This window comes from Roseofilum sp., assembly GCF_982964205.1.
This window is the reverse complement of record NZ_CEZBFX010000202.1, coordinates 1-3,952: the sequence shown is the minus strand read 5'-3', so window position 1 is coordinate 3,952 and position 3,952 is coordinate 1. Positions and strand designations below refer to the sequence as shown.

General features: G+C 41.1%; 8 protein-coding genes. 3 read left to right on the top strand and 5 right to left on the bottom strand.

Annotated elements, in window-relative coordinates; translation table 11 throughout:
- Positions 1–260 precede the first annotated feature (260 nt).
- From AC3A14_RS24245 to AC3A14_RS24235, 3 genes are read left to right on the top strand one after another with little or no spacing between them, the layout of a single operon-like run.
- Complete coding sequence (locus AC3A14_RS24245) at positions 261–518, top strand: hypothetical protein (RefSeq protein WP_318736176.1); 258 nt, start codon at positions 261–263, stop codon at positions 516–518.
- Entirely contained in the window at positions 518–730 is a 213-nt protein-coding gene (locus tag AC3A14_RS24240) for a type II toxin-antitoxin system VapC family toxin (RefSeq protein ID WP_318736178.1), read from the top strand. The genes AC3A14_RS24245 and AC3A14_RS24240 overlap by 1 nt, the downstream gene beginning before the upstream one ends.
- A complete protein-coding gene (locus AC3A14_RS24235; RefSeq protein ID WP_318736180.1) occupies positions 712–837 on the top strand; it encodes a hypothetical protein in 126 nt (41 codons plus the stop codon). The genes AC3A14_RS24240 and AC3A14_RS24235 overlap by 19 nt, the downstream gene beginning before the upstream one ends.
- A gap of 124 nt (positions 838–961) precedes the next feature.
- Here AC3A14_RS24235 and AC3A14_RS24230 read toward each other — a convergent pair whose 3' ends face one another.
- From AC3A14_RS24230 to AC3A14_RS24210, 5 genes are all read right to left on the bottom strand, one after another.
- Positions 962–1,393, bottom strand: a complete 432-nt coding sequence (locus tag AC3A14_RS24230) for a DUF4279 domain-containing protein (protein WP_318736183.1) — start codon at positions 1,391–1,393, stop codon at positions 962–964.
- Between the two features lie 27 nt (positions 1,394–1,420).
- Positions 1,421–2,389, bottom strand: a complete 969-nt coding sequence (locus tag AC3A14_RS24225) for an RHS repeat-associated core domain-containing protein (protein ID WP_487779216.1) — start codon at positions 2,387–2,389, stop codon at positions 1,421–1,423.
- A 23-nt stretch (positions 2,390–2,412) separates the two neighbouring features.
- Complete coding sequence (locus AC3A14_RS24220; RefSeq protein WP_487779215.1) at positions 2,413–2,580, bottom strand: hypothetical protein; 168 nt, start codon at positions 2,578–2,580, stop codon at positions 2,413–2,415.
- 31 nt (positions 2,581–2,611) lie between these two features.
- Complete coding sequence (locus tag AC3A14_RS24215; RefSeq protein WP_487779214.1) at positions 2,612–3,076, bottom strand: hypothetical protein; 465 nt, start codon at positions 3,074–3,076, stop codon at positions 2,612–2,614.
- 55 nt (positions 3,077–3,131) lie between these two features.
- Positions 3,132–3,952, bottom strand: an 821-nt coding sequence (locus AC3A14_RS24210) for an RHS repeat-associated core domain-containing protein (RefSeq protein WP_487779213.1), incomplete at its 5' end; no start/stop codon positions are given.

The window sequence follows — 3,952 nt, the reverse complement described above, 5'->3', positions numbered from 1 at the left end:
CCGAACGCCAACGAGAAAGAGCAGATGGTGCGGAATTGGAGCGCGATCGCCAACGTCAGGAAACGGAACGCCAGCAGGAACGAGCTGAAAGTGCAGAATCCGATCTACAACAGCTACGGGAGAAACTGCGACAGTTGAATATCGATCCCGATTCTCTGTTGTAGTTGGTGGGAGCGATCGCCTCTTGATAGAGCTACCCATCTCCATCTTCTGCCAGAAACGCCATATAATGAACAGAGAAAACGAACTGAGGGGAGTATATGGCAGGAAACCTTAACCCTACTCTAGTAGAACTCAAGCAGCAGATCCAGTATCTCCCTGTGGGCGATCGCCAAGCTTTACTGGAATGGCTGATTGAATTGTCACAAGAAGCTCCTCGTAATTCTACAGCACAGAAGAGAAAAATTAATCAGGCAGCCGTACATCAAATCTGCGATCGCATCAGAAGTTTACCCGTTCGCGATGGGCGATCGGCTGAGGAAATCGTCGGCTACAATCAGTGGGGAGGACTAGATTAGTGGTTATCGATCCCTCTGCTATCTTAGCCATTATGTATGCCGAACCCGAAGAATCAACATTCCTAGAGCTAATTGCCAGTAACGAAATTTGTCTGCTTTCGGCTCCCGGATATGTTGAGCTTTCAATTGTCTTAGGAACGCGATATGGTGCAGAAGGTAGAGAATATTTGGACAGATTACTCCAAGAATTAAAGTGCGATCGCACCACTTAGACTACTCTAGAATAAGACGCGATCGCCAACGACAGGAAACGGAACGCCAACAAGAGCGAGCGGAGAGTGCCGAATCCGATCTACAACAGCTACGGGAGAAATTGTGACAGTTGAATATCGATCCGGATTCTTTGTTGTAGTTAGGGGAGGCGATAAGTGTTGGAGTGATCCCACCAGTTATACTCTTTATCAAAAGCCTTCATTGAGCTGTCTTAACCAATTCTTTTTCTCCTAAATTTCATCAGGATCGGCGGGATATAAACTAATTGAAATATCTATTGGAATAGCCGTAAGACGCTTCAGTAAATAAGAGTCAATTAAAATCACGTCTTTGCTATTAGGATATTCAAAAAAATAGCCACAATACATTTCAAACTTACAATCCGAAGCTATTTTTTTTAAGCCATTAATATCAGCATGATTTTCTATTAGGGAAATTAAATTTTCAATATGTAAGTGTAAAGGTTCTACCTCTTTTAATTGACTCTCTAGTATCCAATGGGCTGTTTCTCGGCGTTTAGATTTTGGATTTCTCTGACTAAGAGGTGTCCCTTTTTCATAGAATCTAGTAGGCTCAATAGAAAAATATTTCATCATTTCTTGGGCTGTTATTACTTTGCTGAAAATACAAAATTCAGCACTACAAAAAAACTGTTCTTTCATGGTTCTATGTATTTACTACAACTTGGGTCAAGGGCCAAAAATATTGCCAATTGAATCTTCAGAAAAAACTCCTTTTTCGATCTCAATATAAATTTCACCAGTCTCAATATCGACACCTACATCTGGGTTCTTTTTACCTTTATTAGCACGTACTATAGGATCTTTCTTTGCCTTATGGATCTTGATCCTAATTTCTTTTTCACTATGCCCAGTTGCCTCGCCTATTTTTTGTGGGTTAGTTTCAATAGGCCGCTCTTCCTCTATAGGAAAAAGATAACGAATCAAATCATCCAAAGTATTATCAGGTGGATGACCCGTATGATCGGGAAATTGAGGTTGTCCCAGAGGGAAACTCAAGAGTCTCTTCCATAGAGGTTCTATTGGATCGCGAGGGCGAGGGGACTCTAGCTCGCGTATATTAATCCCAGGGCCTTCTCCAAAACCACGAAGACGCTCAGGCTCGTAGTTGGTATCATAGTAAGCCGCAACGCCAATTCCTATAATAGCAATGGCAAGTAGAACAGCTTCAATTGCAAAATAAGCGCCAAGTGTTGTTGCATATAACCCACTAGGATCAATATAACGAACCGGATTGCCATTAGCATAAAGATACTTATTGAGCGTAATCGGTTTATTTAAACGCCCCTCCCAAGTATCGCGTCGCGTAAACCTCCCCGTCGTCGTATCATAATACCTCTGCCTTAAATAATACTGCCCCAACCCCTCATCAAACTGTTCCCCAGCGAACAAATAATCATTCTCACTACTCCCCTCATGCTCCACCAAATTGCCATAAGCATCATACCAATACGCATCAGTCACCTCACCACTGCTATCAGTCAACCCTCGCGTACTACCCAACCCATCCACAAAATAGAACCAATCTTCCCCATTTCTCTCTTGAGAAATCAGATCCAAACCATACACATAACTCGCCACTTCCTCCCCATCAACAAACTCAGCCAACACCTGGTCGTAAGGACGATTCTTATCCAATAAAAAGCTGGTTTTTTCCCCACCTACCGTCTGAGAAACGCGAATATTATCATCTTTCCTAATTCGTCAAGAGAGGCTAACACTCGCCCATCTTGACTGTACTCGTTGCGAGTGCGCGGTGCATCTAAACCCACTACGCGCACTGGCATATCTAAGGGATAGAGAACTTTCGTCCAATCTATGGTATCCAAGGTATACTCTTGAGGTTGGTATTCTTATTGGTTACTCTACCCTAATAATTTCGAGCTGTGAAGACTTATTGAAAGAGCAATATCCCCAATGAAAAGACTTATCTCTATGACCCAAAAATGAATAAGTTTTAGCAGCTCTTAAAATAGGATCGATATTAAAACATACCGCTAAAGGAAATACATCAGGAAAAACATCCACAATTTCTATCTCTTCTGTTAAAGATTTGGAAGTATCATATAAAAATAACTCATCATATTCATTTTCATAGGAATAATATTTACATACATAGAAATTATTGTCGCCCCCTCCCGCAATCGCCATAAACTCTTCTGTATCACCTTTACGTTCTGGTTTATCATATTCTTTTCCAATAGTTACTAAATTACAAGCACAACCATCTAAGTCGAGAATAGCATTTCTTATTTGTTCCCAGGTTGGATGCTTAATCAAAGTTGGATGATTTTGGTCTCCAGCAGACAAATCAGTGATATACATTATTTATTCCCGCCAATATAATAGATGATATAGACTCTATAGTAAACAATATACACTACTTTTCAAAGACTGTTTTTATTACCAGACCTGGTACTTCTATTTCAAACACCTCTAATGAGTCGAGTCCTGAACTCAAAAAAGCATTTTTTACTCCTCCGCGCATACCACAATATGCACACATTGTAGTATCAATAAACAGTCTAGCATTTCCATGAAGTGCATTAGCTCGGTATGCTTGAATAAATGCATGGCCTTCAGCATGACTAGCAAAAGCCCCACTTGGCCCTTTGCCGCTAGGATTGAGAAAGCCTAGATCGGCAAACTCTCGACGTGCTAGATCATCTGCCAATCGACCAGTACCAAATCTTGAATTGTAACCATGAAAGATTTGTCCTCCAGTCTCAAGTCGAGTTACTACTCCATCAAATGCTCTGTTTCCTGTCTGAATTGGGTACACAGGTAAAGTATCATCATATACTCTGTGCATATTGAGCTGGGTAAAACTATCTACAACGTCTCTAGAAGGTTTCAAAACAACAGAACGACTGGTAGCACCACTTATAGAATTGGGATTGGGAATGTTGATGCTAAATGGATCTACCGCAAGCGGGTTGAAAAAATCACCAATTATTCTCATGAGTGTATCAGCTACCATCCATGCAATTATTATATGTCCAATACGCGATAGACCACTGGGATCTATATAGTTAACTGGATTAGCACCTGTATACAAATACTTATGCAGACTAATAGGTTCCTCTAAACGCCCTTCATAAGTATCCCGTCTAGTAAACCGTCCCGTCGTCGTATCATAATACCTCTGCCTTAAATAATACTGCCCCAGCTCCTCATCAAACTGCTCCCCAGCAAACAAAT